This is a genomic window from Citrobacter freundii complex sp. CFNIH4, from assembly GCF_002934505.1.
Taxonomy (GTDB): domain Bacteria; phylum Pseudomonadota; class Gammaproteobacteria; order Enterobacterales; family Enterobacteriaceae; genus Citrobacter; species Citrobacter freundii.
On sequence record NZ_CP026231.1, the window covers coordinates 330391 to 355457 of the forward strand.

At 52.0% G+C, this 25067-nt stretch carries 34 protein-coding genes and 1 tRNA gene; 18 read left to right on the forward strand and 17 right to left on the reverse strand.

Translation table 11 applies throughout. The features are described 5' to 3' along the window. Positions 1–252 precede the first annotated feature (252 nt). The 3 genes from gpt (at position 253) to crl (ending at position 2515) form a co-directional block, all read left to right on the forward strand. The gene (gene gpt / locus C2U41_RS01595; protein ID WP_003031380.1) at positions 253–711 is read left to right on the forward strand and encodes a xanthine phosphoribosyltransferase; all 459 of its coding nucleotides are present in this window, start codon (positions 253–255) and stop codon (positions 709–711) included. 100 nt (positions 712–811) lie between these two features. Then, complete coding sequence (gene frsA, locus C2U41_RS01600) at positions 812–2056, forward strand: esterase FrsA (RefSeq protein ID WP_032937059.1); 1245 nt, start codon at positions 812–814, stop codon at positions 2054–2056. Positions 2057–2113: 57 nt separating this feature from the next. Then, on the forward strand, positions 2114–2515 hold the full coding sequence (gene crl, locus C2U41_RS01605) for a sigma factor-binding protein Crl (RefSeq protein ID WP_003031376.1): 402 nt from the start codon (positions 2114–2116) through the stop codon (positions 2513–2515). Between the two features lie 55 nt (positions 2516–2570). On the opposite strand, the gene phoE is transcribed toward crl, so the two are convergent. Next, positions 2571–3626 (reverse strand): phosphoporin PhoE, encoded by a 1056-nt coding sequence (gene phoE / locus C2U41_RS01610; RefSeq protein ID WP_003843783.1) that lies wholly within the window; start codon positions 3624–3626, stop codon positions 2571–2573. A 289-nt stretch (positions 3627–3915) separates the two neighbouring features. Here phoE and proB point away from each other — a divergent pair, with 289 nt between their 5' ends. The 3 genes from proB to C2U41_RS01625 all read left to right on the forward strand — a co-directional run bounded on the left by proB (position 3916) and on the right by C2U41_RS01625 (position 7274). Further along, positions 3916–5019, forward strand: a complete 1104-nt coding sequence (proB, locus tag C2U41_RS01615; RefSeq protein ID WP_003031373.1) for a glutamate 5-kinase — start codon at positions 3916–3918, stop codon at positions 5017–5019. 11 nt (positions 5020–5030) lie between these two features. After that, entirely contained in the window at positions 5031–6284 is a 1254-nt protein-coding gene (gene proA / locus C2U41_RS01620; RefSeq protein ID WP_003031370.1) for a glutamate-5-semialdehyde dehydrogenase, read from the forward strand. 270 nt (positions 6285–6554) lie between these two features. Further along, positions 6555–7274 (forward strand): Crp/Fnr family transcriptional regulator, encoded by a 720-nt coding sequence (locus C2U41_RS01625; protein ID WP_103849131.1) that lies wholly within the window; start codon positions 6555–6557, stop codon positions 7272–7274. Between the two features lie 218 nt (positions 7275–7492). Here C2U41_RS01625 and C2U41_RS01630 read toward each other — a convergent pair. After that, positions 7493–8190 (reverse strand): IS1-like element IS1B family transposase gene (locus C2U41_RS01630; protein ID WP_095033700.1). Its coding sequence is split into 2 segments (ribosomal slippage): positions 7493–7941 and positions 7941–8190, totalling 699 coding nucleotides; the frame shifts between segments, so codons are not numbered across the junction. 87 nt (positions 8191–8277) lie between these two features. Between C2U41_RS01630 and C2U41_RS01640 the strand changes: the two genes are divergently transcribed. The 3 genes from C2U41_RS01640 (at position 8278) to C2U41_RS01650 (ending at position 10623) form a co-directional block, all read left to right on the forward strand. Continuing rightward, positions 8278–9726, forward strand: coding sequence for an EAL domain-containing protein (locus C2U41_RS01640; RefSeq protein WP_016149624.1), 1449 nt, complete (start codon positions 8278–8280; stop codon positions 9724–9726). A 327-nt stretch (positions 9727–10053) separates the two neighbouring features. Further along, on the forward strand, positions 10054–10383 hold the full coding sequence (locus tag C2U41_RS01645) for a methyltransferase family protein (protein WP_230132418.1): 330 nt from the start codon (positions 10054–10056) through the stop codon (positions 10381–10383). Positions 10384–10547: 164 nt separating this feature from the next. Continuing rightward, positions 10548–10623: transfer RNA gene (locus C2U41_RS01650), tRNA-Thr, on the forward strand. 14 nt (positions 10624–10637) lie between these two features. On the opposite strand, the gene C2U41_RS01655 is transcribed toward C2U41_RS01650, so the two are convergent. From C2U41_RS01655 to C2U41_RS01720, 15 genes are all read right to left on the reverse strand, one after another. Next, positions 10638–11795, reverse strand: a complete 1158-nt coding sequence (locus C2U41_RS01655) for a site-specific integrase (protein WP_230133458.1) — start codon at positions 11793–11795, stop codon at positions 10638–10640. Beyond that, positions 11678–12025: a helix-turn-helix domain-containing protein gene (locus C2U41_RS01660; RefSeq protein ID WP_074147367.1), complete on the reverse strand. Its 348-nt coding sequence runs from the start codon at positions 12023–12025 to the stop codon at positions 11678–11680. The genes C2U41_RS01655 and C2U41_RS01660 overlap by 118 nt, the downstream gene beginning before the upstream one ends. A 42-nt stretch (positions 12026–12067) precedes the next feature. Beyond that, entirely contained in the window at positions 12068–12307 is a 240-nt protein-coding gene (locus C2U41_RS01665) for a DUF4060 family protein (RefSeq protein ID WP_029139424.1), read from the reverse strand. 2 nt (positions 12308–12309) lie between these two features. After that, complete coding sequence (locus C2U41_RS01670) at positions 12310–14880, reverse strand: Dam family site-specific DNA-(adenine-N6)-methyltransferase (RefSeq protein ID WP_103849081.1); 2571 nt, start codon at positions 14878–14880, stop codon at positions 12310–12312. After that, a complete protein-coding gene (locus tag C2U41_RS01675) occupies positions 14877–15035 on the reverse strand; it encodes a DUF1317 family protein (RefSeq protein ID WP_103849082.1) in 159 nt (52 codons plus the stop codon). Before C2U41_RS01675 ends, C2U41_RS01670 begins: the two co-directional genes overlap by 4 nt. Then, complete coding sequence (locus tag C2U41_RS01680) at positions 15032–15763, reverse strand: hypothetical protein (RefSeq protein ID WP_103849083.1); 732 nt, start codon at positions 15761–15763, stop codon at positions 15032–15034. The genes C2U41_RS01675 and C2U41_RS01680 overlap by 4 nt, the downstream gene beginning before the upstream one ends. Before the next feature lie 16 nt (positions 15764–15779). Continuing rightward, a complete protein-coding gene (locus C2U41_RS01685) occupies positions 15780–16448 on the reverse strand; it encodes an AAA family ATPase (RefSeq protein ID WP_000537165.1) in 669 nt (222 codons plus the stop codon). After that, positions 16448–17134: an exodeoxyribonuclease X gene (gene exoX, locus C2U41_RS01690; RefSeq protein ID WP_103849084.1), complete on the reverse strand. Its 687-nt coding sequence runs from the start codon at positions 17132–17134 to the stop codon at positions 16448–16450. The genes C2U41_RS01685 and exoX overlap by 1 nt, the downstream gene beginning before the upstream one ends. Continuing rightward, positions 17127–17567, reverse strand: coding sequence for an HNH endonuclease (locus C2U41_RS01695; protein ID WP_044702471.1), 441 nt, complete (start codon positions 17565–17567; stop codon positions 17127–17129). The genes exoX and C2U41_RS01695 overlap by 8 nt, the downstream gene beginning before the upstream one ends. Further along, positions 17548–17715, reverse strand: a complete 168-nt coding sequence (locus C2U41_RS29440) for a hypothetical protein (protein WP_170976130.1) — start codon at positions 17713–17715, stop codon at positions 17548–17550. Before C2U41_RS29440 ends, C2U41_RS01695 begins: the two co-directional genes overlap by 20 nt. Before the next feature lie 53 nt (positions 17716–17768). Beyond that, positions 17769–18584: a hypothetical protein gene (locus C2U41_RS01700; RefSeq protein WP_103849085.1), complete on the reverse strand. Its 816-nt coding sequence runs from the start codon at positions 18582–18584 to the stop codon at positions 17769–17771. Positions 18585–18666: 82 nt separating this feature from the next. Beyond that, the gene (locus C2U41_RS01705) at positions 18667–18939 is read right to left on the reverse strand and encodes a hypothetical protein (RefSeq protein ID WP_021241758.1); all 273 of its coding nucleotides are present in this window, start codon (positions 18937–18939) and stop codon (positions 18667–18669) included. 77 nt (positions 18940–19016) lie between these two features. After that, the gene (locus tag C2U41_RS01710) at positions 19017–19148 is read right to left on the reverse strand and encodes a DUF1482 family protein (protein WP_233901284.1); all 132 of its coding nucleotides are present in this window, start codon (positions 19146–19148) and stop codon (positions 19017–19019) included. Further along, the gene (locus C2U41_RS01715) at positions 19148–19348 is read right to left on the reverse strand and encodes a hypothetical protein (protein WP_021241757.1); all 201 of its coding nucleotides are present in this window, start codon (positions 19346–19348) and stop codon (positions 19148–19150) included. Before C2U41_RS01715 ends, C2U41_RS01710 begins: the two co-directional genes overlap by 1 nt. A 262-nt stretch (positions 19349–19610) precedes the next feature. Next, the gene (locus C2U41_RS01720; protein WP_044702929.1) at positions 19611–20303 is read right to left on the reverse strand and encodes an XRE family transcriptional regulator; all 693 of its coding nucleotides are present in this window, start codon (positions 20301–20303) and stop codon (positions 19611–19613) included. Positions 20304–20431: 128 nt separating this feature from the next. On the opposite strand from C2U41_RS01720, the gene C2U41_RS01725 reads away from it, so the two are divergent. The 9 genes from C2U41_RS01725 (at position 20432) to C2U41_RS01755 (ending at position 25043) form a co-directional block, all read left to right on the forward strand. Further along, positions 20432–20665: a transcriptional regulator gene (locus C2U41_RS01725; RefSeq protein ID WP_000795144.1), complete on the forward strand. Its 234-nt coding sequence runs from the start codon at positions 20432–20434 to the stop codon at positions 20663–20665. Positions 20666–20706: 41 nt separating this feature from the next. Then, positions 20707–21027, forward strand: a complete 321-nt coding sequence (locus tag C2U41_RS01730) for a CII family transcriptional regulator (RefSeq protein ID WP_103849086.1) — start codon at positions 20707–20709, stop codon at positions 21025–21027. 104 nt (positions 21028–21131) lie between these two features. Further along, positions 21132–21284, forward strand: a complete 153-nt coding sequence (locus C2U41_RS29445) for a hypothetical protein (RefSeq protein WP_000278093.1) — start codon at positions 21132–21134, stop codon at positions 21282–21284. 78 nt (positions 21285–21362) lie between these two features. Then, the gene (locus C2U41_RS29450; protein WP_021241755.1) at positions 21363–21527 is read left to right on the forward strand and encodes a hypothetical protein; all 165 of its coding nucleotides are present in this window, start codon (positions 21363–21365) and stop codon (positions 21525–21527) included. Further along, on the forward strand, positions 21514–22404 hold the full coding sequence (locus C2U41_RS01735) for a replication protein (RefSeq protein WP_103849087.1): 891 nt from the start codon (positions 21514–21516) through the stop codon (positions 22402–22404). Before C2U41_RS29450 ends, C2U41_RS01735 begins: the two co-directional genes overlap by 14 nt. Next, positions 22401–23798: a DnaB-like helicase C-terminal domain-containing protein gene (locus tag C2U41_RS01740; protein WP_103849088.1), complete on the forward strand. Its 1398-nt coding sequence runs from the start codon at positions 22401–22403 to the stop codon at positions 23796–23798. Before C2U41_RS01735 ends, C2U41_RS01740 begins: the two co-directional genes overlap by 4 nt. Beyond that, the gene (locus C2U41_RS01745; protein WP_103849089.1) at positions 23798–24088 is read left to right on the forward strand and encodes a DUF4406 domain-containing protein; all 291 of its coding nucleotides are present in this window, start codon (positions 23798–23800) and stop codon (positions 24086–24088) included. The genes C2U41_RS01740 and C2U41_RS01745 overlap by 1 nt, the downstream gene beginning before the upstream one ends. Beyond that, positions 24085–24564, forward strand: coding sequence for an ead/Ea22-like family protein (locus C2U41_RS01750; protein WP_374755693.1), 480 nt, complete (start codon positions 24085–24087; stop codon positions 24562–24564). The genes C2U41_RS01745 and C2U41_RS01750 overlap by 4 nt, the downstream gene beginning before the upstream one ends. Beyond that, on the forward strand, positions 24561–25043 hold the full coding sequence (locus tag C2U41_RS01755; protein WP_103849090.1) for a hypothetical protein: 483 nt from the start codon (positions 24561–24563) through the stop codon (positions 25041–25043). The genes C2U41_RS01750 and C2U41_RS01755 overlap by 4 nt, the downstream gene beginning before the upstream one ends. The last annotated feature ends 24 nt before the right edge of the window (positions 25044–25067 follow it).

The following is a 25067-nucleotide window of genomic DNA, read 5'->3' on the forward strand; positions in this document are numbered from 1 at the left end:
CCTTGGCGATGTCCTACAAAACTTGCTTGCAGGCCACGGGGTTAGCAGAATTAAAAACATCACAAGTCAGGCTTGCGCGATGCGATTGAGAATACCACTTTCTCCGCTGACGGCTAGCATAAAGCATGCAAAAAGAGGCGCGGATTCCGCGAAACACTGGTTTTTAGTGCGTCAGATCTCTATAATCTCGCGCAACCTATTTCCCCCTCGAACACTTTTTAAGCCGTAGATAAACAGGCTGGGACACTTCACATGAGCGAAAAATACGTCGTCACCTGGGACATGTTGCAGATCCATGCACGTAAACTGGCAAGCCGCCTGATGCCTTCTGAACAATGGAAAGGCATTATTGCCGTTAGCCGTGGTGGTCTGGTACCGGGCGCATTGCTGGCGCGTGAATTGGGTATTCGTCATGTCGATACCGTATGCATCTCCAGCTACGATCACGACAACCAGCGCGAACTGAAAGTGCTGAAACGTGCCGAAGGCGACGGTGAAGGTTTCATCGTAATCGATGACCTGGTTGACACCGGTGGTACCGCCGTTGCGATCCGCGAAATGTATCCTAAAGCGCATTTCGTTACTATCTTCGCTAAGCCGGCAGGTCGCCCGCTGGTGAATGATTATGTTGTTGATATCCCTCAGGATACCTGGATTGAGCAGCCGTGGGATATGGGCGTGGTGTTCGTCCCGCCGATCTCTGGTCGCTAATCTAAAAAGTTTTCAACGCCTGGCAACTGCCGGGCGTTGTTCTTTTTGTGCAGTGTCAGGTTACACTATGCCTTAGTGAGTACTCATGGAGGCTGCAATCATGTCACAGGCTAACCTCAGCGAAGTCCTGTTTAAACCCCGCTTCAAACACCCTGAAACGTCAACGCTGGTTCGTCGTTTTAATCACGGCGCGCAGCCGTCCGTACAATCTGCCCTGGATGGTAAAACCATTCCCCACTGGTATCGCATGGTGAATCGTCTGATGTGGATCTGGCGTGGCGTCGACCCGCGTGAAATCCTTGAGGTGCAGGCACGTATCGTGATGAGCGAAGCCGAGCGTACGGATAAAGAACTCTACGATACGGTTATCGGCTATCGCGGTGGGAACTGGATCTATGAGTGGGCGAAGCAGGCGATGGACTGGCAACAGAAAGCGTCTATGGAAGAGGATCCGCAGGTGAGCGGACGCCACTGGCTGCATGCGTCTACGTTGTACAACATTGCCGCTTACCCACACCTGAAAGGCGATGAGCTGGCAGAACAGGCACAGGCTTTGGCCAATCGCGCCTATGAAGAGGCCGCGCAGCGACTGCCGGGGACATTGCGCGAGATGGAATTTGCCGTTACCGGCGGCGCGCCAATCACTGGATTCCTGCATATGCCAAAAGGCGACGGTCCGTTCCCGATGGTGCTGATGTGCGGTGGCCTCGATTCCATGCAAACGGATTATTACAGTCTGTATGAGCGCTACTTTGCTCCACGTGGCATTGCCATGCTGACGCTGGATATGCCGTCGGTTGGGTTCTCATCAAAATGGAAACTGACTCAGGATTCCAGCCTGCTGCATCAGCATGTATTAAAAGCGCTGCCTAATGTTCCCTGGGTGGATCACACTCGCGTGGCGGCCTTTGGTTTCCGCTTTGGCGCTAACGTAGCGGTACGTCTGGCATATCTGGAATCATCACGCCTGAAGGCGGTGGCCTGTCTGGGACCAGTGGTTCATGCGCTGCTCAGTGACCCGCAACGTCAGGCGAGCGTCCCGGAAATGTATCTTGATGTACTGGCTAGCCGCCTGGGGATGCATGACGCCTCCGATGAAGCGCTGCGCGTTGAGCTTAATCGCTATTCATTAAAAGTGCAGGGCCTGCTGGGGCGACGCTGCCCGACGCCAATGCTTTCGGGGTTCTGGAAGAACGACCCGTTTAGCCCGGAAGAAGAGTCACGTTTAATCACATCTTCATCCTCAGACGGTAAGCTACTGGAGATCCCCTTCAATCCGGTGTATCGCAATTTTGACAAAGGGTTGCAGGAAATAACCAGTTGGATCAATCAGAGATTGTGTTAAAAGTTTGCTAAATTTTATCGATTTGGTAAAACAGGTGCTTCACCTAAGGAGATCGTAATGACGTTACCGAGTGGGCATCCGAAAAGTAGATTGATCAAGAAATTCACCGCGCTTGGCCCGTACATCCGGGAAGGGCAGTGCGAAGATAATCGATTTTTTTTCGATTGTCTGGCTGTTTGCGTCAACGTGAAACCCGCCCCTGAGAAACGCGAGTTCTGGGGCTGGTGGATGGAACTGGAGGCGCAGGAAAAACGCTTCACGTATAGTTATCAGTTTGGTTTGTTTGATAAAGACGGTAACTGGACTGCGGTGCCGGTGAAAGAGACTGAAGTGGTAGAGCGACTGGAATACACCTTACGTGAATTCCATGAAAAATTACTTGGCTTGTTAACGACGCTGAATCTGGCGCTGGAGCCTGCTGACGACTTTAAGGATGAACCGGTTAAGTTAACGGCATAATGAACAGTGAAAAGCCGGATGGCGGCGCAACCCCATCCGGCTTTTTTATGCTATATCAAAACTGGTAGACCATACCGACGGCAACGATATTATCATCGTTGATGCCCAGCTTATTATCGCTATCGAGCTGGTTGATTTTATAATCGACAAACGCGGACATATTTTTGTTGAAATAGTACGTTGCGCCGAGATCAATATAATTCACCAGATCTTCATTGCCGACGCCTTCAATATCTTTCCCTTTAGACAGCACATAACCCAGTGACGGACGCAGACCAAAGTCAAACTGGTACTGAACGACCGCTTCGAAGTTCTGTGTTTTATTAGCAAAGCCACCGGAAATTGGCGTCATATTGCGCGTTTCAGAATAGAACGTTGCAATATAAATATCGTTAGCATCATATTTTAAGCCAGTTGCCCAGGCTTCTGCTTTATCGCCTGTACCGCGAGTTTGCAGATTCTGCTGGTTAGTACGATCGGAGTTGGTATAAGCGCCGCTCACCGCAAAGTCGCTGCCGCCAAAGTCATAGGTAACGGAAGTACCAAAACCGTCGCCGTTCTGTTTTTTCACATCGCGGTCCTGGTTTTTACCCTGATATTGCAGGGTCAGATCCAGGCCATCCACGACGCCGAAGAAGTCGGTGTTACGGTAAGTTGCCAGGCCGCTGGCACGTTTGGTCATAAAGTTATCGGTTTGTGCGGAGGAGTCGCCGCCGAATTCCGGGAACATATCGGTCCATGCTTCCACGTCATACAGCGCACCCAGGTTACGACCATAATCAAACGAGCCAAAATCTTTTAATTTCACACCGGCGAAGGCCAGACGTGTTTTTTGTTGGTTAGAATCGCTTTCAGCTTTATTGCCGGCGAATTCAGCCTCCCAACGACCATAACCGGTCAGTTGATCGTTAATTTGCGTTTCGCCTTTAAAACCTAAACGGATATAGCTTTGGTCACCATCTTTGCTGTCATAATCCGTCATGTAATGCATGGCTTTTACTTTGCCGTATAAGTCCAGCTTATTACCGTTCTTGTTATACACTTCCGCTGCCTGTACGGATGCCGACGTAACAATTCCCATCACCACTAATGCCAGAGTGCTCTTTTTCATTTTCATTCCTGATTAAAAGTACGCGCTAATATTCACTGGGTGTGATCCCCGTTAAAAGACAGGAGGGTTTTTAACGTCTGGCAATGAACGTTTTATGACAAAGTAAGAATATTTTTAAAAAAGGATGTTTTTTTGTTTCTGTAATAAATGCGTCAAAATCTGCCGCTACGCTTGCTGATCCTGCGCAATAAAATTTCATGCTTTGTGCGCTGGTTGTTGGCAACCGGGGCCAGTCCTGCTAAAACGTTCGTTTGATATCATTTTCCCCAATTTTGAATGGCAGAGAATCATGAGTGACAGCCAGACGCTGGTGGTAAAACTTGGCACCAGTGTGTTAACGGGCGGATCCCGCCGCCTGAACCGCGCCCACATCGTAGAACTGGTTCGCCAGTGCGCGCAGCTCCATGCCGCAGGGCATCGTATTGTTATCGTTACCTCAGGCGCGATTGCCGCCGGACGTGAGCATCTTGGTTACCCTGAACTCCCGGCAACGATAGCCTCGAAACAGCTGTTGGCAGCGGTAGGGCAGAGCCGACTGATTCAACTATGGGAACAGCTTTTCTCGATTTACGGTATTCATATCGGGCAGATGCTGCTGACGCGTGCGGATATGGAAGACAGAGAGCGCTTCCTCAATGCCCGCGATACGCTGCGCGCGCTGCTGGATAACAACATCGTTCCGGTCATTAATGAGAACGATGCGGTGGCGACCGCTGAAATTAAAGTGGGTGATAACGACAACCTCTCAGCGCTGGCGGCAATTCTGGCTGGAGCCGATAAGCTGCTGCTGTTGACCGATCAGCAGGGCCTGTTCACCGCCGATCCGCGCACCAATCCGCAGGCGGAGCTGATCAAAGACGTGCACGGTATTGATGATGCGCTGCGCGCCATTGCCGGAGACAGCGTCTCGGGTCTGGGAACCGGCGGGATGGGAACAAAACTGCAGGCCGCCGATGTCGCGTGCCGCGCCGGGATCGACACCATAATTGCCGCAGGCAGCAAACCGGGCGTCATTGGCGACGTGATGGAAGGCGTTTCCGTTGGGACGCGTTTTCATGCTCAGGCATCTCCACTGGAGAACCGTAAACGCTGGATCTTCGGCGCGCCGCCTGCCGGAGAAATTACTGTTGATGAGGGCGCTACCGCAGCGATTCTGGAACGCGGCAGCTCATTATTGCCAAAAGGCATTAAAAGCGTGACAGGCAACTTCTCTCGTGGTGAAGTGATCCGCATCTGCAATCTCGAAGGGCGCGATATTGCCCACGGCGTCACCCGCTATAACAGCGATGCGCTGCGCCGTATTGCCGGACATCACTCACAACAGATCGACACCATCCTGGGCTACGAATACGGCCCGGTCGCTGTCCATCGTGACGACATGATCACCCGTTAAGGAACAGGCATATGCTGGAAAAAATGGGCATTGCTGCCAAAGCCGCGTCATATAAGCTGGCGCTGCTCTCCAGTCGCGAAAAAAATCGCGTACTGGAAACCATTGCTGATGAGCTGGAAGCGCAAACCGAAAGCATCCTCAGCGCGAACGTACAAGATGTTGAGCAGGCGCGAGCCAACGGCCTGAGCGATGCGATGCTCGACCGCCTGGCTCTGACGCCAGCGCGTCTGAAAGCGATTGCTGACGATGTACGCCAGGTGTGTAATCTCGCCGACCCGGTCGGGCAGGTGATTGACGGTGGGCTGCTGGACAGCGGTCTGCGTCTGGAGCGTCGTCGCGTCCCGCTGGGCGTGATTGGCGTAATTTATGAAGCGCGCCCAAACGTCACCGTTGACGTTGCCTCCCTGTGCCTGAAAACCGGCAATGCCGCGATCCTGCGCGGTGGGAAAGAGACCTACCGGACGAACGCCGCCACCGTGGCGGTTATCCAAAAAGCGCTGGAAGCCTGCGGTTTACCCGCGGCTGCCGTACAGTCGATTGATAACCCGGACCGCGCACTGGTCGCTGAGATGCTACGGATGGATAAGTACATCGATATGCTGATCCCTCGTGGTGGCGCGGGCCTGCACAAGCTGTGTCGTGAGCAGTCGACTATCCCGGTCATCACCGGCGGCATTGGCGTATGTCATATCTATGTTGATGATACCGCGGAGATCGCCCCGGCCCTGAAGATTATCGTCAATGCCAAAACCCAGCGTCCGAGCACCTGCAACACCGTAGAAACTCTGCTGGTGCATCAGGATATCGCCGCGCGTTTTCTGCCAGCATTGAGCCAGCAGATGGCACAAAGCGGCGTCACTCTGCACGGAGACGAAATGGCACTGGCTACATTGAAGGCAGGACCTGCTAATGTGGTTGCGGTGAAAGCTGAAGAGTATGACGACGAGTTTCTGTCGCTGGATTTGAACGTGAAAATCGTCACCAGTCTGGATGATGCCATCGCCCACATCCGCGAGCATGGCACCCAGCATTCCGATGCGATCCTGACGCGTACGCTACGCAACGCCGATCGTTTTGTGAATGAAGTCGATTCTTCAGCTGTGTACGTTAACGCCTCTACTCGTTTTACCGATGGCGGCCAGTTTGGACTGGGCGCGGAAGTGGCGGTAAGTACGCAAAAACTGCACGCGCGTGGCCCAATGGGGCTGGAAGCACTGACTACATACAAATGGGTTGGCTTCGGCGACGACACGATCCGTGCGTAATTGAAAACGGGCGATTCCATAATAGCACTCTGATTTTCAAGGCTATTAAGGCATCGCCCTGTTAATTCCAACCTTCACTCCACTGCCACATTTTTCTATCCTGCGTTTTAACATCATCAGTCTGGTTTTGACCCATGCGTCCCTGTGCCAGAAAGGCGATGTATCACAGAATTTTCCCTGCCAGCATGAATTTTCCTGGTCTTCAGTTCACGTATTGTTCCCATGGCCCGATCTATTAGAATCAGTCTCATTTTTATGAGGAGTTGTTGCGTGAAATCGGATATTCACAAACATCGCATTCCTGTAGTGCCGCTCGGCAACCCGTTTCCCCCCCGCCATTGTTCGCTGTGTCCAAAGGGAGCGGCAATTGATCGTGATAATCAACACCGATTAATAGACAAAAGAAGAAGGTTTAAAGCAGGGGAGATACTCGCCCGGCAGGATGAAGCCGCAAACATGCTTTTTGTTATTCACGAGGGATACTGCAAGTCTAGCGTGGAATACGGTGATAACGATTTTATCAGTCGCTTTTATGTTCCGGGAGATATCATGGCGCTGGATGCTGTCGAAGGGGGGAAGTACCTGACAACGATTAAGGCGGCAACGGCTGCGGAGGTATGTCATATCGATATTGCGCGGTTGTTCAAAGTAGCAGAAAAGGATCCGTCGGTTGCTGCCGCAGTCATCAAGTTTCTCTGCAGGGACAATGGATTCATTGTTGAAAAACTGCGGCGCTATGCGAATAAACATGCTGAGGCCAGGATCGCTGCTTTTCTGGTGGAGTTTTACGAGATGCATTTACGTATTGGCAGGCCAGAAACGACGCTTCACTTGCCATTCTCCCGGGAGGAAATTGCCAGTTATCTCGACCTTAAAATTGAAACCGTTAGCCGGTCATTTAAATCCCTCGAACAACAAAATTTGATTACCCTACATCGGGTGCGAACGGTAACACTTAATAGTTATTTGGGATTAAAAGGTTTCAGCTAAATCTCTCCTGTTGAGCGTTATATAACTCTTGATATTCCAGGAATATTCTTTTTATATGGAAAATTCCTGGTTTTATTTATATGAAATAATTATCAATTCGAATACTAATCCTCCAGCTTGGCGATTATTTTATAAGAATATTCCCCCTCATATGAATATTTCATGAGAATTTTCTTGTGAAGTTAAAAAATTAGCATAATTGCGGTAATGACTCCAACTTATTGATAGTGTTTTATGTTCAGATAATGCCCGATGACTTTGTCATGCAGCTCCACCGATTTTGAGAACGACAGCGACTTCCGTCCCAGCCGTGCCAGGTGCTGCCTCAGATTCAGGTTATGCCGCTCAATTCGCTGCGTATATCGCTTGCTGATTACGTGCAGCTTTCCCTTCAGGCGGGATTCATACAGCGGCCAGCCATCCGTCATCCATATCACCACGTCAAAGGGTGACAGCAGGCTCATAAGACGCCCCAGCGTCGCCATAGTGCGTTCACCGAATACGTGCGCAACAACCGTCTTCCGGAGCCTGTCATACGCGTAAAACAGCCAGCGCTGGCGCGATTTAGCCCCGACGTATCCCCACTGTTCGTCCATTTCCGCGCAGACGATGACGTCACTGCCCGGCTGTATGCGCGAGGTTACCGACTGCGGCCTGAGTTTTTTAAATGGCGGAAAATCGTGTTGAGGCCAACGCCCATAATGCGGGCGGTTGCCCGGCATCCAACGCCATTCATGGCCATATCAATGATTTTCTGGTGCGTACCGGGTTGAGAAGCGGTGTAAGTGAACTGCAGTTGCCATGTTTTACGGCAGTGAGAGCAGAGATAGCGCTGATGTCCGGCGGTGCTTTTGCCGTTACGCACCACCCCGTCAGTAGCTGAACAGGAGGGACAGCTGATAGAAACAGAAGCCACTGGAGCACCTCAAAAACACCATCATACACTAAATCAGTAAGTTGGCAGCATCACCTGCTATGCCATAAATTTAAGTTGGTGGTAACTATGAATACGAAAAAGGTTTTTCTGCTCAGTTATGATATTTTTCTTTTCTCAGGGATAAAAGCGTGGCTGCCAAATCTGGTACTGGTTGATGCGCGATCATTTATTTCTGGTACACAGTCAGTTATTCCACGATACCCGTCCTGTTTGCTGGTGATCGATAACCGGTTACCATTGCTACTGGTCAGGAAATGGTTTCAGAGAAATAGCACGCAGTTTATCAACATCAACTGTATTGTTCTTCGGATGAATGAAACTCGTTCTGTTAATCGAGGATACGAGGAGTATGCTTTCATTAATGGACGAGAATTATCTGATCAATTGATTTCTCAGCTAAGAGCCAATTTAATGGCACCCAATGAGGTTGTGGAGGTCACTAAAGGTTCGACGATTTTTAATTTTCATTTGACTGAATTTGAAGAGGAAATGTTGTATTCATCATTCACAAAAGAAAAATTGCACGACTTTTGTATTGCTAACTCACTAACAACTAAGTCAGTTTATCGATATCGGGAGCGGATAACCGCTCGTCTGGGATTTTCTCATTTTAATGAAACTATCATTTTTTTAACCAGGAATAATTTATTGCATGAAGGCTACCCGACAAGCAGTCATTCTGGTGAGAATGTAATTTATGGCGATGCATATGATGTTTCAGATTCTGGCCGACTGAGTATGGCAATAAGGAATGAAGAAATCATTCCTTATTTTCAGCCCATCGTAAATATCAATGGGGACGTTTGTGGTGTTGAGGTTTTAGCTCGGTGGCCACAGGGCCATAATTATGCGATTTCTCAGCGTGAGTTTATACCTCTGGCTGAAAAAAGTGGCTTAATGAATGAGTTAACGAGCTATTTAATGACCACCGTCGCGCGTAATCTGGTCGACGGAAGCGAGGATATTAATAAAACGCTATTCGTCTCCTTTAATGTCAGTCCATCAGGTTTAAGTAATCCTGTTTTTTATTGGGAATGCCTTAACTTTATGGAGATAACGCAAAGACTACCGATAAAATTAATGATTGAAATAACCGAAAATCAGACTCTAACTATCACTCCAGCTCTCAAAGAGCTGATACGATCGTTGCGAAACAGAGGGGTGCTGTTTGCTTTAGATGATTTTGGCACGGGATACGCTAATCTCTGCTATCTCAATGAGTTAGACCTGGATGTAATCAAAATTGATAAAACGTTCATCAAGGCTATTAAAGAAGTTGAGCAACATATCCCTATGCTCGAGTCAATCATTCATCTTTCCGGACTCCTGGGGTTACGCATGGTGGCGGAAGGCGTTGAATATGGCTATCAGCAGCAATGGTTGCGGAAAAATAATGTGGATTACCTGCAGGGTTATCAATTTTTACCGCCAGTGATGTTTGATGATTTTATGCGTTTTTACAAGCAGTCTGTAGGGCTGTTTGAATCAGCGTCGGATTCAACTTTTTCAGCGTAAACTTGTCGGGAACATCAGGGGCGGATGCCTCTGATGCCGGTTTTTTTGCCGAGGTTAGTACTACAGATCCTGCCTGTCTGGTGAAGACGATAGCCTGTTCTGAGTGAAACATTGTTTGTTTATGTGTCTTTTACAGGGTATTTATAGCGGTATCAGCGTTAATCAAACCGCTTCCGAGGTTAGTCTATAGCCATGCGTCATTTCCTGACAAAATTAAGAGTCTGGCTTCCACCACCACTCATCTTAATATTATTCCTCATCGCGGATGCGTTGACGGCGATCCCGCGTTTCACATTTGGCGCGGCGACTATTGTAATAAGTGCATTGTTGGCTAGCGCCAGTTTGGCGATGATACTGCATACCGCGTGGCAGATGCGGAAGAAACGTACGACGCTAAACCCACTGCATGCAGAGAAATCGACCACGCTTGTTACTGGCGGATGTTATGCCTGGAGCCGCAATCCAATCTATCTTGGAATGAGTGGACTCCAGTTAGCTTTTGCTCTCTACGTCGGTAGCCTGATTGGAATATTGGTTGCACCACTGTTTATGCTGGCGGTTGCCAGATTGCACATTGATTTTGAAGAGGAACAACTGCGAAAACATTTCGGGCTGGAATGGAAACACTATGAGCAGCGTGTTCGCCGCTGGTTATAGCGTTCCCTTGCTGCGTACAGGATGCCTGTGACGACACGATTCGTGCGTAATTGAATCCGGATGATGCAAAAATAGGCGTTTGATTCGCAAGGCCATTGACGCGTCGCCCGGTTAGTTTTAACCTTCTACCCCGTGCTCACATTCGTGGACATGTCCTTTTCAGGGCCGATATAGCTCAGTTGGTAGAGCAGCGCATTCGTAATGCGAAGGTCGTAGGTTCGACTCCTATTATCGGCACCACTAACCACGCGGGTTCACGCGATATTCACCAGTCCAGCAAAAGCGCCTTGTGCCATATTTGTGCCATTCCCCGCCAGGAATGAGTCGATTTGCATGGCGTGCTGCGTCAGGTGATTCGGTGCCAGATGTGCATAACGCTGCACCATCTCGATACTTTCCCACCCGCCCATTTCCTGTAGCGCACTGAGTGGCACGCCGGACTGTACAAGCCAGCTTGCCCAGGTGTGCCGCAGGTCATGGAAACGGAAATTTTCTATTCCCGCCCGCCTTAACGCCGCGCGCCATGCCGTGTTAGCATCAGACCGCATTTTGCGCACCGCCTTTGTTCTCGTTCCATCCGGGCGAACGGATGATTCAGTGTGAACAAAGACCCACCGGTTATGTTTCCCCAGTTGCTCCCGTAGCACCTTACAGGCCGATTCGTTCAGGGCGACCCCAATCGCCCTTCCTGCTTTCGCGTCCTCGGGGTGAATCCACGCGACCTTCCTCTGCATATCAATTTGTGACCACTCCAGATCGGTGATGTTCGACCTGCGCAGTCCTGTCGCCAGTGCAAAAATAACAACTGGCTTCATATGCTCGGGAAGCTCCCGGATCAGGTTCGCCGCTTCCTCTTTGGTTAGCCAGCGAATACGCTTATTTTTCGGCACCGGGCATTTGATGTTCGGCGCTTTGGCTATCCATCGCCATTCGTTGGCCGCGCATCGTAACAGCGCCCGGATGAAAGCAAGGTGCGTCGCCTTCGTCGCCAGCGACGCTGGTTTATCCTTAAATTCAGGAACCGGCTTACCTCTTCGCAGCAGGCTGTCCCGTTTAGCCTCCCAGTTCATTCGATGTTTGCGATTAACCATCGAACTCACCGCCGACAAGATCCTGTCTTCCGTGATTGCTGACAGGTCCATTCCTTTGAAGTGCATCCTCCAGAATCCGATCCGGCTTTTGTCATCGTCCAGGCTTTTCTTGTGCTGCTTTTCGTTAAGCCAGCGAACGCATGCTTCATCGAACGTTCGCGGTTTAAACTCCCCCATCTTATCAACTCGCCATGCTTCAGCTTTCAGCTGATCATAGAGCTCCTGCGCTTGCCTTTTGTCCGTTGTCCCAAGAGACCGTCTAATTCGACTTCCACCAGGCGTAACGAAGTCGCAGTGCCACGTACCGGCACGTTGTTTGATTGACATGCTTTATCCTCCTGCACATCAACCGCATTCACGGGTTGATTGTGGATCGGGTTCTTCACTGCCGCAATACAGTCTGTTTTGCAGATCAGATATGGGCTTTTTTTCTTATGTGGATTTTTTCGGGTGGCAGCCAGGCGACCGGACTTTATCCACTGGGCAATCGTGCCTTTATCCACTTTTAGGAAGGCGGCGGCCTCATCTCTGGTAAATACTTCTTCTTCCATCGATGTTCTCCAGTGGCCCCCAGCCGGGGCCGTCATTGTTAATCAGTGTGCCTGTGCTGGCAGGTTTCGAAGTTTACGAACGCCGATCATTGCTGTGGCGACATAGCTGGTTGCCCGGTTGACGACTTCGACAGTGACCTTCATACCATCAACCTCAACGGTGTAATTTGTCTGGTGTTTCTGCCTGCCATAATCGCCATATTTTGCGTGGTGCGCCGCCAGCGCAACATCGCAAGCGCGGCGACCGATAGGTGATTGCTTACTGCGATTAATCAGCTTCATCATCACTGCACTCCCAAAGTGGCTACGACATCACTCGCTGTTTCGCGGGTGCTGCCTTTGCTGGATATAGACCGGCGAGCATTGACGCGGTGCAGCGTGAAGCCGTGCTGTTCGTAAAGTTCAATTACGCGCGGAGCGGTAGAATTGCTGATCACCACTTTTGCACCTCGCTGGTGGGCTGCCACACAGCTTTCCGCAAGCTCTACCTGGCTATCCCATGAGAACCCACCAGCCGCGTAGTTAGTGAAACCAGCGGTGCCGGGCAGCGGTTCATAAGGCGGATCGCAGTAAACGACGTCACCATCACCTGCCAGCGCGAGCGTGCGCCTGAAGCCTGCATTCATGAATACGCATGCGTGAGCCTTCCGCTTAAATGCCCTGATCTCTTCTTCCGGGAAATATGGCGCTTTATATTTCCCAAAGCCGACGTTAAAAAAACCGTCCAGGTTATAACGGATCAGCCCGTTGAAGCAGTGCCGGTTGAGGTAAAGGAACGCTGCTGCGCGCTCGACCGAATCCAGCCGCTGCGCGTTGAAAGCTTCACGAATTACCGTGTAGTTTTCGGCATCATTCAGATGGCTGAATGCCTTCATTGCCTCATAGATCACCGAGTCGGTGACCACCGCCAGCATCTGATACAGGTTAATCAGGTCAGCGTTGACGTCAGCCAGAAGGAAGCGTTCGTGCTTGTCCGAGTTTAGGAACACCGAGCCGCCACCCACAAAAGGCTCGATGAGGCGCTTACCAGCGGGGATCAGGCGATCCAGTTCCGGCAGCAGCGAATATTTACCGCCAGCCCATTTTAGGAACGGTCGCTGCCAGCTGCGCGGCGTAGGTTCTGCTATGGGCAGTGCTGCCGCGATACGTTCACCAATCCAGCGCATTACCGGGACGGCCATGCTGTTGCCGATCGCTTTATAGCGTGGCCCGTCCGGGCAATCAGCCGCAGCTTTTCCGCGCCACGAAATCAGAGTGTGGTTATCGGGAAAACCCTGGAGTCGCTCGCATTCAACGGGCGTTAGGCGGCGAACCTGCATGCCAAACTGAACGACGTCAGCAGATGCACGCGAATCCTGCGTAAAGGCCACGTCTTCCTGATAGCCTTTACCTTGAGGGCCAGCAGCATCGTGGCGACCAATAGACGCGTGCTGGATGCAAATAGCGGGCGGCTGACCGCTGTTTGCATGGCTGGTATCGTGATTACCGGCTCTCAGCGTTGGTGACATATCCACGGTCACATCAGCGCCATGGTCTTTGTAGCTGAAAGCTATTGCCGGGAAGCCTTGTCCTGGTTTACCTCCACCAGTGGATAGAGGGCCGACTATTTGCCCGTCGCCGCCCTGCAAACGAATCTCACCACGACTGTTCTCCGCGAAAGCAATGGCTGGGGCCAGATTGGTGCCTGATTGTGCTGAAGTCAGCGTAGGGGCTTGTTCTTCAGCCCAACCAATGCCACCGGCTTTACTGCCCTGACCGGGTTTAAACCCATAACACACGGCGTTTTCCTGACCATGATTACGTCCCAACGTATGAGCCAACTCGTGATTAGTGTCAGGATCTTGCGTGCCATGGACAGCGAAGGTCTCTGTGTCAAAGTCCATTCTCACACCGTGGGCGGTGCATGCGGTTGCTACGTCGATACTTCCGCCAGTATTGCCTCCGCCATACGCCAAAACGTAGGTGTCCAAATCTTCTGCGGTGCTGTCGTTTTCTTTCGCCAACAATGTGCGGGAAATATCGGAATAAGCGTCTGATACAAGTCCAGATCCGCGCTGGCTGAAAATTTCCTGATTGCTGGCGCCAATACCACCAATATTGTTGGACTGGTTCAGGGTTGGGTGTGGATTTGCTGGGTTGTCCCAGTGACTACCGCCATCAGAGCGTTTTCCAGCATAGCTGGCAATTTCCGGTTGCGTTTCTCGGCGCGGCGGAGTATCCCGGCGCACGCTGTTGAGCTCAAAAAGTACCGCTGTGGGATCGAAGTCTTTTCTAGAACTTGCGACAACGAACACACGGCGGCGGCGTTGGGCCACTCCGAAAAATTGAGCATCAAGGACGCGCCAGGCGATAATCCTTTGTGGTCCAGACACACAACCTGCGTGCGTCCATTTTCCCCCTGCTGGCTGCAACTCGCTGCTTTCTCCGGCAAGTCCTGCCAAAAAGCAACCAAAGGCGTTATCTTTGCTGCTGAGGACGCCCGGGACGTTTTCCCAGACGATGATCGCTTCATCTTCTCCGCGCTCGCGGCGTTTGTCGTCGATTGCATTCGCTAATTCCACGTAAGAAAGGGTTAACTGTCCGCGCTCGTCGTCCAGACCATTACGCAGGCCAGCAATACTGAAAGCCTGACACGGCGTGCCGCCCACCAGCACATCTGGTGCCGCAACATCACCAGCTCGCACCGCAGCGGCGATTTTTGTCATGTCGCCGAGATTCGCCACCTGCGGCCAGTGATGAGCCAGGACAGCAGACGGAAACGCTTCAATCTCAGCAAACCATGCTGGTTGCCATCCCTGCGACTCCCATGCGACGCTGGCGGCTTCAATCCCACTGCAAACAGATCCGTATCTCATGCTGCTACCTGCTTTTCGTTAAATTCTTCAGCCAGTCGTTGCGCCTTCAGTGGGTTGGTAACGACTTCACCCCACGGCAGCAACCATCCGTTTTTCTCTTTGAGCCAGGGAAGGCGCACCGCGCCAACCCTGATTTCGTCATGTGCGTGTGTCATAGCGCATAGATAGAGTGAGAAGGGAACGGAAGGCCGATCGGCGCGAACGGGATATCGTCGTCGAAGTCCACAGGCGGCTGACCACTGTTCTGCTGCAAGCGCGATTGCGGTGCGCCCCCTGTCTGATTTGAATAAGGGTTACCGCCATGTTGGGCGTTGCGTGGTCCAGAGAACTGCGCGCCGCCGTGAATACGTTCGTCCTTATCCTTCATCGACAGTTCAAGCGCGGCGATCGCTTCTGCTGGGGCATTCTCAGCGTGCTCGGCGTAGGTCTTACGCGTTCCCGGATGGAAAACGTGGCGCACTTCGAACTTGTAGCCGTCGCCGCCGTCGTTTTTGGTGTACAGCACCTTCTGGAGGAACAGGCCCACCTTTTTGCCAACCAGCGCCGGGCAGTGCCATTCGAGGCCGTTTTGACCCTGTACCTGCTGTGGTTGCGCCTGTTTGACCTGGGCGACCCACATCAGCGCTGATACCAGCCCCATGCCGAACGTCTGCTGACCGTCCTTTCCGAGGAAGTTAATGCGTAGGTAATTGGCTTTTGCCCCGTTCGAGTCCAGGCTCAGTTCGAGCGCCTGGGACTGGCTGCCATCTTTCCCGAAGGTGTACACCGCAGAAACGATTTCGCCTTCGTAAGCGCCGGTTTCGCTGATCCCGCCAGTTGCGCCAGCTTTCTTCGCCATCTCAGCCGTTTCGTTGTTCCACATAAAAGTCATTGGTTGGTTCATCGTTAAATCCTCAAAGTTACAATTCGGTCATAAATTCGGTGATAGCCACGTCTACAGCGTGGAGGTCGTTATCCATTTCCGTCTGATCAGGGAACAGGTCAGGCGGCGCTTTGGCGGTGTCGTTGTCATCGCCTTTGATGAGAAAAACGTGTTTGCCGTCCTTTTTGATGGCGCGCAGGACGATGGAGAAATAGCCCTCTGGCGTCAGCTTTTCGTTGAGCATCTTCCCGGTGGTCTTCATGCGGATCTTTCCCTCGGTCTCTTCGGTGTGAGCCAGGAAATAAACGCGGAAGTCGTCCGGCAGCTCGGTGGCCGCCATGATGATTCGCCAGATGTGATCTGCCATTTCGGTGAACTTGGCATATCCGGTCTGGTACGCGCGGTTCATGTTTTCGTGCTGCATGACCACCTGGAAATCGTCGATGATCAGGACGCGACGCGTTTTCGACTGCACCATGCGATAGATGGTGTCCAGCACCGTTTCCCAGTTATCCGAGCGCAGAACGTTACCGCGCTGTTTGCTTCCGTCTGGCAGCAGCTTGCCGTGAAGTTTCCAGCCCGCAGACTTGAACGGCAGCATTTTGGGGATGCACTGGAGCAGCATCACATCGTCCGGATTGAAGTTGCGCAGGCTGTAGGACTTGCCCGCGCCAGAGTCACCGAGGATCAGCACTGGAGTACCCATCATTTGCCCCCATTCAGCCAGTGGTTGGCCGTAAACAGCACATCTTCATCATCACTGTTGGCGACGAGCCAGCGCAGGTAACCCGGTTCTGTCTTTGCCAGCTCGGAGAACGCGACGCCTTTGTGCTTACCGAAGCGGAGCGCATTAAGCAGGGAAGGGTTGTTGGAGATAGCGCGCATTTCGCCCATCGTCCATTTCGCCAGGCGGCCCATATAAAGCAGCAATTCGGCGGTGACGTAGCAGTCATACAGCGCACGGTGAGCATAAAGCCCTTCCGGTACTTCCGGTTTCAGCCCGAGGCTGTAACGCAGGTACTGGTTGCTGTGGCTCTTGTGCTCAGGCAGAAGTGATCGCGCCAGCTTGGCGGTGCAGATCCACGGCGCATCAATCTGCGGCAGCTTGGATTTGTCGAACTTCGCGTTGTGAGCGACGTAGGCATCAGCCCCCAGATAGCGGCCAATTACTTCACTGAGCAGCGGCGCGCCTTCCACCATGTCTTCGGTGATATGGTGAATAGCCATGGCCTCAAAACCGATCGCCACGCCTGGCTTAACGAGGTCGCTCATTGGGTTGCAGATCACACCATCGACAATATCGACGCTGGCGATTTCCACCACGGTTTCCGGGCCGCCTTCCAGCCCAGTCGTTTCGGTGTCGATCACTCTCAATAAGTTGCTGTTATTCATCTTTTACCCACCCGTAACGGTTTCCACATTTGATATTGGTGATGGTTGTTCTTGCGACCCCATACATCTGAGCCAGTCTTTCATGCGTGTCGCTGCTTATGCGGATATTGCGTACATCTTCTTCGCTAAGCTTTTGGGTACCTGACCCATTAGCGACTCGTCTTTTCTTCGATTTATCAATCATGTTGTCGGTATGAGTTCCCAGCGACAAATGACTGGGGTTGCAGCATTTAGGGTTGTCGCATGAGTGCAGCGTATGGATTCCATCCGGTGCATTTGCCATGATGCGATGTGTCTTACGTAACGCCCCACGGTCTCGGATCTGCCCATAACCACAACCATCAACAGCGCCTTGCCATTCAAGGCATCCGGAAGCGGAAAGGGTGCAACGCTCCAGGATGCGCCTTTGTAAATCAGTAAGAACTTTGAGCATGCTCAACCCCCTGTGTTCTGTAATCACAAACTGCATCGAAGTGCGCGAGCTGGTGGGCGATGGCCTCAAGGTCAGCTGGCGATAAGTGGTACATCAGGCACAGCAGCGCGATAAGGTTCATGGCTTGCTGTTGGTTTTCGGATCGCATCGCTTTTTCTCCTGTTCTGGAAGCCCGGCACCGTGGAGGCTGCCGGAATCAATTCAGTCTTTCGGGTTGAGCTTTTCTGTCAGTTCAGCCACGCAATCACGCCCCGCCTTTTTGTATGCTTCGGCTGCATTGCCGTCATAATTGTCGTCGACTGCCTGTTCGAATTGCTCGATGGAACCGAAGAAGCAACCCGCAGCGATCCGAAACTCTTTACCGGTCCACATAGCGAAAATGGTACGGCTGGAGTAACCGCAGTTTTCACGGTAAGAAACGTTCGTGATCTTCTCCGGGCGCAGGTAGAGCGAGCCGCCCACGGTCAGATTGTCCGGCAGCGCGGTGATGCTGGTGCCGCGCAGGTAGAGCGAGCCGCCCACGGTCAGATTGTCCGGCAGCGCGGTGATGCTGGTGCCGCGCAGGTAGAGCGAGCCGCCCACGGTCAGATTGTCCGGCAGCGCGGTGATGCTGGTGCCTTCCAGGTCGAGCCAGCCGCCCACGGTCAGATTGTCCGGCAGCGCGGTGATGCTGGTGCCGCGCAGGTCGAGCGAGCCGCCCACGGTCAGATTGTCCGGCAGCGCGGTGATGCTGGTGCCGCGCAGGTCGAGCGAGCCGCCCACGGTCAGATTGTCCGGCAGCGCGGTGATGCTGGTGCCGCGCAGGTAGAGCGAGCCGCCCACGGTCAGATTGTCCGGCAGCGCGGTGATGCTGGTGCCTTCCAGGTCGAGCGAGCCGCCCACGGTCAGATTGTCCGGCAAGGCGTCGACGCCGCTAACATCTTCCAGATCCAGATTGTGGGTGACGGTAATATTCCCGTTATCGGAAACAGTGTGCTGAATATCGTTTTTAACGAGGTGCTTAATTAAGTCGAACATTGCTGATCCTTAAATTTTTGGTGTAGAAGTCCTGTCGCTTGATTAGCCGACCGTTCGGTTAAATTCGGTTTTGCTGGTGGTTTTAGCCCTGCGATTCGCCGCAGAACGGGCAGAAACTCATTTTTACGTTGGTTTCAAGGCGGTTCAGGTTTTTAGCCATTTCGCCGTTTTTCTTTTTGGCCCGATACGCCAGTTTGTATTTCAGCATCACAAACAGTTTGCCTTCGGAAAGAGAAAGAACCTGATTATCCCAACCGGTATCAAAAGTGCTTTCGCTTACTTCAGCACCTTCCGGAACCTTCTCTTTCAGTCGCGCTTCGATCTGAGCACCGACCTCATTAATGCAGTTGCACATCCCTTATCCCTCAAAATTTCGCGTCATATCCTGCTGGCGTTTCGTCAGCGTGAATGATGCCTTCGACTGGATAGCAGTTAGTGACGCCCCATTTGCTCACTAGCTGCCGCTTCACATTGCTGCTGATTGTCGAAAATACCGACGACAGCATCCTGGTAATCACCGTTCGTCATGATGATGGTCAGCACTAATGCGTACAGGGTTCCCATCAGTGAGTCCCCGCTGGCACAAGATTTGGTTCGATGGTGCGTGAGGCATAAGGGCGGCGAATGTTGCGCAGGTTGCCCTGCGGTTCGTGCCAGTAGGTGCCGTCGCGGTAGTCGTAGGAAACCTGCCATGCTGCGCCGGTGCGACTGTTGCGCATGACGACTGCACGACCGTTGTTTGGTACTGCGTGGTTAGTTTTCATCTCATCCCCTTGCCGTCTTCCCGGCTGCCAGAACTTTTACCCGGGCATTCGCGTTTGAATGCGTTGTTTGGATGAGCTAACAATAGCTAAAGCGATTATTTGAGTCAATCGCCTAAACGATAATTTATTTAGCTAAAGCGATAATTTTATGATTTATAAGGTTATTTATTTGATTGGGAAATGTGCGATGAAATGACATTAGCGAAGGGATTGGGGGGATTTTAATCAGGTCAGGGACAATAAAAAACCCGGCAAGCCGGGTTTATGCGAAGCGCTTGTACTCTATTGATTGTCTTAGTAACACTTTAGCCATTACGTAGAACTGATCTTCGTCTTCTGACTCAACATACCATTTCTCGTAGATAGGGTTGTCTGAGATGACAGCAAGCCGATCTCTTTGCATCTGAAGTCTTTTGACGTGCAGAGTTTTTCCGAACACAAATACGTAAACGCCATCACCATCAAAATAAGTCACGCCAGTATCAACAAAAATTTGATCTCCTGGTGAGATGGTTCCATCCATGCTGTCGCCGTTAACAGTGATAACTTTTACATTATCTGCGGGGCGGTTTCCGAAAAGTGCGCGAGCCTGTTCAGTTGTGTATTCGATTGCTCTTATGGTTTCGATAAAATCACTGGTAACTAGCGAGCCAGGACCGGCGCTGGCCTTAACGTCAAGCACATCCACGCGGTAAACCTCATTCATAACTGGTTTAATTTGGTATAGCGTGTTTGCTTCGCGAATGCCAGATTCCAACATCTCACCTTGCCCCGTTGAAAGCCATTCAGGACGCACACCCAGAACAGATGCGATCTCTACTGTTTTTCGTGAGCCGTTCGCACCTTTAAGTAACTTATTTACGCTGGACTGAGCCATGCCTACATCTTTCGCCAGCCTAGCCTGCGTGTATCCAGCGACGTCCATTGCGTGCCCTAAGCGTTCTGAGAATCCCATAAAAGCCTCTTTTTAAGTCCTCTTTAAATAGTATCGCCAAGGCGATTGTTTGGCAAAGAATCGCATAGGCGATTGACAATCGCTAAAGTGATATTCATAATCGCTTTAAAATGATAGCTGAGGTGATTATGAAGAACCCCGCAGTAGAAAAAGCGATTGCCCTTGTCGGTAGTCAGAAAGAGTTAGCTAAACGCTGTGGAAAGGCCCAATCAACGATCTGTGATTGGTTGAACGGGAAGAAGCGTATTTCTCCTGTTCATGTCCCAGACCTTGTTAATGCCGTTAACGGAGAGATTCAGGCATACGAATTTCGGCCTGATCTTCCATCCATTTTCCCACATCCAAATAACCACGCCATTTAGTCAAACCAGTGGCGTAACTCACTTTATGAGGATTATCACCCATGGAGAACGCAATCGCACGAAAGTTAGACCCGCCAGTTATCAATCCGGTTGAGATCGAAAGCGTCCTGCTCAACCGGCTTGCATCAGTGGGCCAGAAGTCTTACGCCGAGCATATGGGCATCAGCGAGTCGACAGCCAGCAGGCGCAAAGCTGAGGGGCATTTCAGCACCATGGCGAAAGAGCTGGCCTTTCTGGGTATTCAGGCTGCGCCACCGGGAGCGGTGCTGGTATCCAGAAATTACTTAACCGCTGTTGAAATTCTTGCTGATGCTGGGCTTAAGGCTGAACGGGCTAGACCTGATGCTCTGGGATGGGATTAAGCCATGAACCATATCGAATTCATCGAAAAGCATGTTCGTGAAGAACTGCTGAAGCTCGGTTTCTCTCTGGGAGTGGCTCAGGGGGGGCATTCCAGGCTATCGACATGTACAAGCGCATGAGCCAGGCAAGCAGAAAGGGGAAGATTTTTGATGATGTTTTACGGCACGCAAAGCTGTGGGCGGAGAAGCAGCAGTTACCTGCTGACCGCTTTGAGAAGCGAAAAGTTAAACGGAACGCCCAGCCGGGCCTGTTCTGAAAAGGCGAAAGCCGCGCTGGTGAGACAGCAACGGCTTTCAGGTGCAACAAACGTGAGTAAATTGCGAGGTCAATTCTAATGCCAAAGCGCAAAAAGTACCAGGAAAATGAGGAACGACGCCTTCAGGATTCTCCTGATGGGCTGGTGGTCGCCGCGTCAAAAAACAGAGCGTTCGCTGAACGTCTTGTTGGCGTGATCCGTCTGGCTCTGGCTACATCGGGAGTGAAAAATGGGCGTCGTTAAGTTAGCAGACTACAGGCCGCCGCTGGAGGTCGTGGAGCATCGCGTGGCGCAGCTGGAAGATGGTTTTACTCGTGTTGCTAATGAGCTTCTCGATGCTGTCATGGCATCCGGACTAAGCGAAACAGAGCTGTGTGTCGTCCTCGCTGTTTGGCGCAAGACGTATGGCTACAACAAGAAGATGGACTGGGTTAGCAATGACCAGCTTGAGCAGATGATTGCCAAGCATCACACACACTGTTCGACAGCAAAAAATCAGCTTGTTGCCAAAAAAGTCTTGGTCCAGGAGGGGCGTAGCGTGGGTATGAATACCAGCACCATCGAGTGGAAAACAAAGATTAACGGATTCTGCAAAACATTAGCTAAACCTGCTAAGGATTCTTTAGCGGAAGTTGCTAATAAAACCTTAGCGGAAAGTGCTAAGGAAACATTAGCGGAAGGTGCTAAGGATGATGGCGAAACCTTAGCAGAATCTGCTTTTGAAACTAAGCAGGATCTGCTAACCACAAAAGACAATATACAAAAGACAATAAACAATACCCCCCAACCCCCAGAGGGGGAGTGTATCGGGCAGGAAGAAAAACCTGTCTCTAAGAAAACTCAGATCGACTACCAGGCGGTGCTGTCTGCATACAACACCACCCTGGGAGACCGCCTTCCCCAGGCAGAGGCACTAAACGACAAACGTCGCCGTGCTATCAAACGCCTGCTGACCGAACTGAAAGAGCCAACTGTCGAGGCTGTGGAGAATTACTTCGCCGCGTTCGCTGAACGAGCACCAAAATTTTACTTCGGTGAGAACGACAGAGGCTGGCGCGCCAGTTTCGATTATCTGTTGCGCTCTGACACCCTGCTGAAAACCAGGGAGAAGGCGCTATGACCGACATGAACATGATCCCTCAGAACATCGAAGCCGAACAAAGTGTGTTGGGCGGCATGATGCTGGATAGCGGTAGCGATCGCTGCCAGACCGCCATGTCGATGCTCAAACCAGAATCGTTCTACATCCGCCCCCACCAGGTTATTTTCGCCGAGATGCGGGAGCTGGTAGCCAACCAGAAGCCTATCGACCTGATCACCCTGATTGAGTCGCTGGAGTCGAAAGGGCTTGGCGAGCAGGCTGGTGGCTTCGCTTACATGGCCGAAATATCCAAAAACACCCCCAGCGCGGCGAACATCGTTCACTACGCCATGCTGGTGCGCGAGAAAGCCATGGAGCGCTACGGCATCGACAAGCTGACCAGCGCCACCGAGCTGCTGTATTCCCGCAACGGGATGACCACCAGCCAGAAGTTTGACGCTATTCAGACCCTGTTCACCGATATCGCTGACTACGCGAAAACCGGTAATCGTCGAGGGCTCCGCGAGTTCTCGGAAGTGATGGGCGACTGGGTGGACGAGGTGGAAGCGCGCTGGAGCGACTCAGACGCAACGCGTGGACTGTCGACGGGGATCGGCTCGCTGGATGAACTGCTACAACCGAAAGGGCTGGTTAAAGGCGCTCTGATGGTGATCGGCGCACGTCCGAAGATGGGTAAAACCACGCTGTATAGCCAGCTGGCCGTCAACTGTGCCGAAGTTGAGCAGCTCCCCGCGCTGATGTTCAGCCTTGAGATGCCGGATAAGCAGATCGTGGAGCGCATGATCGGGCAGGTCAGCCGCGTGAATACCGACGTGTTTTATGGCGATCGGTACGACGACGCGCAAGTGGCAATGGCTTTTGCTGCTGGTGGACGTCTGGCCCAGACCGGAAATCTGTACGTCGACGACACGCCCGGGATAACGCTGGCGCACATCGTTGCAGAATCGCGTCGCATTAAACGCGAACGCGGCGCTGTCGGCATGGTGCTGGTGGATTACCTGACCCTGATGGCTGCCGACAAGGCCGACCGTAACGACCTGGCCTACGGGATTATCACGAAGGGGCTGAAGAACCTGGCGAAGGAACTGAACTGCATCGTGGTGCTGCTTACCCAGCTGAACCGCGATCTGGAGAAGCGCACCAACAAACGCCCGATGCCGAGTGATTCCCGCGATACCGGGCAGATTGAGCAGGATTGTGATTACTGGATCGGAATCTACCGCGAAGGTGCATACGACGAAAACGCAGATCAGGCGGCTACCGAATTGCTGTTGCGCCTGAACCGCCACGGCCCGACCGGCGTTGTTTATTGCGACCAGCGCAACGGTGCGATCTACGACTGTGACCAGGCTGCCGCTGAGCAGAAACGCCGCGCGAATGATGCCAGACCCAACAAAAAGAGGGAATTTTGATGAAAATTTACATTGCTGGGCCAATGACCGGTATCCCGAAATTTAACCGCCCTGCGTTCCATTTTGAGGCTATGCGCTTGGCTTCGGAAGGCCATGTGGTGTTAAACCCCGCGACGCTTCCTGATGGCCTGAGTCAGCCAGAGTACATGGATATTTGTCTCGCGATGCTTCGCTGCGCTGACGGCATTTTCCTGTTGTCAGGCTGGCAGAGCTCAGCAGGCGCAAAAGCGGAACACGCTCTGGCTCAAAAGCTGGATCTGGAAATTATTCATCAGGAGAACGCGGTATGACCAACAAAACCAAAGAACTCGTAGCTGCCGGACATGCGCTGGCGAAAGAGCTGCATTGCGCTGAGTCTGCCGCGCTGGTGCGTGAACTGGCGACGCAGCTGGATGTACAGCGTGCTCGCGCTGATGTGTTGGCTGACGCAGAAAAGCAGAATGCCGAGCTGAAAGACGAGAACGAGTACATTTGCAATCGCTTCAAAGAGCTTGATCGGATGTTCGGTAAGAACCTGCTTGTGATGCAAGCTGCTGTTATAGACTGGCGCATCACCGGCGACGCCAAGAACGGGATGGCATGGATTTTTAACACCCTGCTTGGTCCCGGTGAGCTACCTAGCGAGGACGAGAAAGACGCTCAGGCCTATTTTGACCGCGAATACGCGCCACTCGACAAAGAGTTGATGGAACTCCACCAGTGGTTTTGGGAGCGTCATAAGCGCATTGAATCGAAAGGTCTTGTTATTCAGGAAGGTGCCGCATGAACAGAATCACCGAAGGCAAAAAATACTGCTATCGCTACTACGACGGGAACGACAGCGAAGGCCGCCCGATCGTCACTTTGTGGAAGCGCGTAATCATCCGCGAGACAGACAAGACTTTCTGGCACGTCGAAGATATGCCGTACATGACCAATGAGCAGCTTATTCAATACCGTGCTGGTGGGCAACGAACCAACCAGAAACACCATGTTAAACGCTGCTTAAAAGGCGCTGATCGCTCCAGTTACCATTACACCAAAGAAGAGGCGTTGCAGGCATTTGTTCGCCGAAAAACTCACCAGATTAGCAAGATCCATCTCGCAGAAGAGACAGCGCGTATGTGCCTCGCTGGTCTTCGTGAGGCCGGGATCATTTCCGAGGGATATCGCTGTAAGGTCGAAAAACTGCCGGATAGCGATATATTCCTCGCTGCCAACCAGCCGGGGCCGATTGCATCAGAATATAGCTGGGGAGAATACTGATGGCTGATAAATTTCCACCAGCAA

Bases quoted from the DNA above. Each gene is read 5' to 3' on its own strand.
- gpt (WP_003031380.1), top strand. From the start codon at position 253: ATGAGCGAAAAATACGTCGTCACCTGGGACATGTTGCAGATCCATGCA.
- frsA (WP_032937059.1), top strand. From the start codon at position 812: ATGTCACAGGCTAACCTCAGCGAAGTCCTGTTTAAACCCCGCTTCAAA.
- crl (WP_003031376.1), top strand. From the start codon at position 2,114: ATGACGTTACCGAGTGGGCATCCGAAAAGTAGATTGATCAAGAAATTC.
- phoE (WP_003843783.1), bottom strand. From the start codon at position 3,626: ATGAAAAAGAGCACTCTGGCATTAGTGGTGATGGGAATTGTTACGTCG.
- proB (WP_003031373.1), top strand. From the start codon at position 3,916: ATGAGTGACAGCCAGACGCTGGTGGTAAAACTTGGCACCAGTGTGTTA.
- proA (WP_003031370.1), top strand. From the start codon at position 5,031: ATGCTGGAAAAAATGGGCATTGCTGCCAAAGCCGCGTCATATAAGCTG.
- C2U41_RS01640 (WP_016149624.1), top strand. From the start codon at position 8,278: ATGAATACGAAAAAGGTTTTTCTGCTCAGTTATGATATTTTTCTTTTC.
- C2U41_RS01660 (WP_074147367.1), bottom strand. From the start codon at position 12,025: ATGGAAGAAGAAGTATTTACCAGAGATGAGGCCGCCGCCTTCCTAAAA.
- C2U41_RS01665 (WP_029139424.1), bottom strand. From the start codon at position 12,307: ATGAAGCTGATTAATCGCAGTAAGCAATCACCTATCGGTCGCCGCGCT.
- C2U41_RS01670 (WP_103849081.1), bottom strand. From the start codon at position 14,880: ATGAGATACGGATCTGTTTGCAGTGGGATTGAAGCCGCCAGCGTCGCA.
- C2U41_RS01675 (WP_103849082.1), bottom strand. From the start codon at position 15,035: ATGACACACGCACATGACGAAATCAGGGTTGGCGCGGTGCGCCTTCCC.
- C2U41_RS01680 (WP_103849083.1), bottom strand. From the start codon at position 15,763: ATGAACCAACCAATGACTTTTATGTGGAACAACGAAACGGCTGAGATG.
- C2U41_RS01685 (WP_000537165.1), bottom strand. From the start codon at position 16,448: ATGGGTACTCCAGTGCTGATCCTCGGTGACTCTGGCGCGGGCAAGTCC.
- exoX (WP_103849084.1), bottom strand. From the start codon at position 17,134: ATGAATAACAGCAACTTATTGAGAGTGATCGACACCGAAACGACTGGG.
- C2U41_RS01695 (WP_044702471.1), bottom strand. From the start codon at position 17,567: ATGCTCAAAGTTCTTACTGATTTACAAAGGCGCATCCTGGAGCGTTGC.
- C2U41_RS29440 (WP_170976130.1), bottom strand. From the start codon at position 17,715: ATGCGATCCGAAAACCAACAGCAAGCCATGAACCTTATCGCGCTGCTG.
- C2U41_RS01700 (WP_103849085.1), bottom strand. From the start codon at position 18,584: ATGTTCGACTTAATTAAGCACCTCGTTAAAAACGATATTCAGCACACT.
- C2U41_RS01705 (WP_021241758.1), bottom strand. From the start codon at position 18,939: ATGTGCAACTGCATTAATGAGGTCGGTGCTCAGATCGAAGCGCGACTG.
- C2U41_RS01710 (WP_233901284.1), bottom strand. From the start codon at position 19,148: ATGGGAACCCTGTACGCATTAGTGCTGACCATCATCATGACGAACGGT.
- C2U41_RS01715 (WP_021241757.1), bottom strand. From the start codon at position 19,348: ATGAAAACTAACCACGCAGTACCAAACAACGGTCGTGCAGTCGTCATG.
- C2U41_RS01720 (WP_044702929.1), bottom strand. From the start codon at position 20,303: ATGGGATTCTCAGAACGCTTAGGGCACGCAATGGACGTCGCTGGATAC.
- C2U41_RS01725 (WP_000795144.1), top strand. From the start codon at position 20,432: ATGAAGAACCCCGCAGTAGAAAAAGCGATTGCCCTTGTCGGTAGTCAG.
- C2U41_RS01730 (WP_103849086.1), top strand. From the start codon at position 20,707: ATGGAGAACGCAATCGCACGAAAGTTAGACCCGCCAGTTATCAATCCG.
- C2U41_RS29445 (WP_000278093.1), top strand. From the start codon at position 21,132: ATGTACAAGCGCATGAGCCAGGCAAGCAGAAAGGGGAAGATTTTTGAT.
- C2U41_RS29450 (WP_021241755.1), top strand. From the start codon at position 21,363: ATGCCAAAGCGCAAAAAGTACCAGGAAAATGAGGAACGACGCCTTCAG.
- C2U41_RS01735 (WP_103849087.1), top strand. From the start codon at position 21,514: ATGGGCGTCGTTAAGTTAGCAGACTACAGGCCGCCGCTGGAGGTCGTG.
- C2U41_RS01740 (WP_103849088.1), top strand. From the start codon at position 22,401: ATGACCGACATGAACATGATCCCTCAGAACATCGAAGCCGAACAAAGT.
- C2U41_RS01745 (WP_103849089.1), top strand. From the start codon at position 23,798: ATGAAAATTTACATTGCTGGGCCAATGACCGGTATCCCGAAATTTAAC.
- C2U41_RS01750 (WP_374755693.1), top strand. From the start codon at position 24,085: ATGACCAACAAAACCAAAGAACTCGTAGCTGCCGGACATGCGCTGGCG.
- C2U41_RS01755 (WP_103849090.1), top strand. From the start codon at position 24,561: ATGAACAGAATCACCGAAGGCAAAAAATACTGCTATCGCTACTACGAC.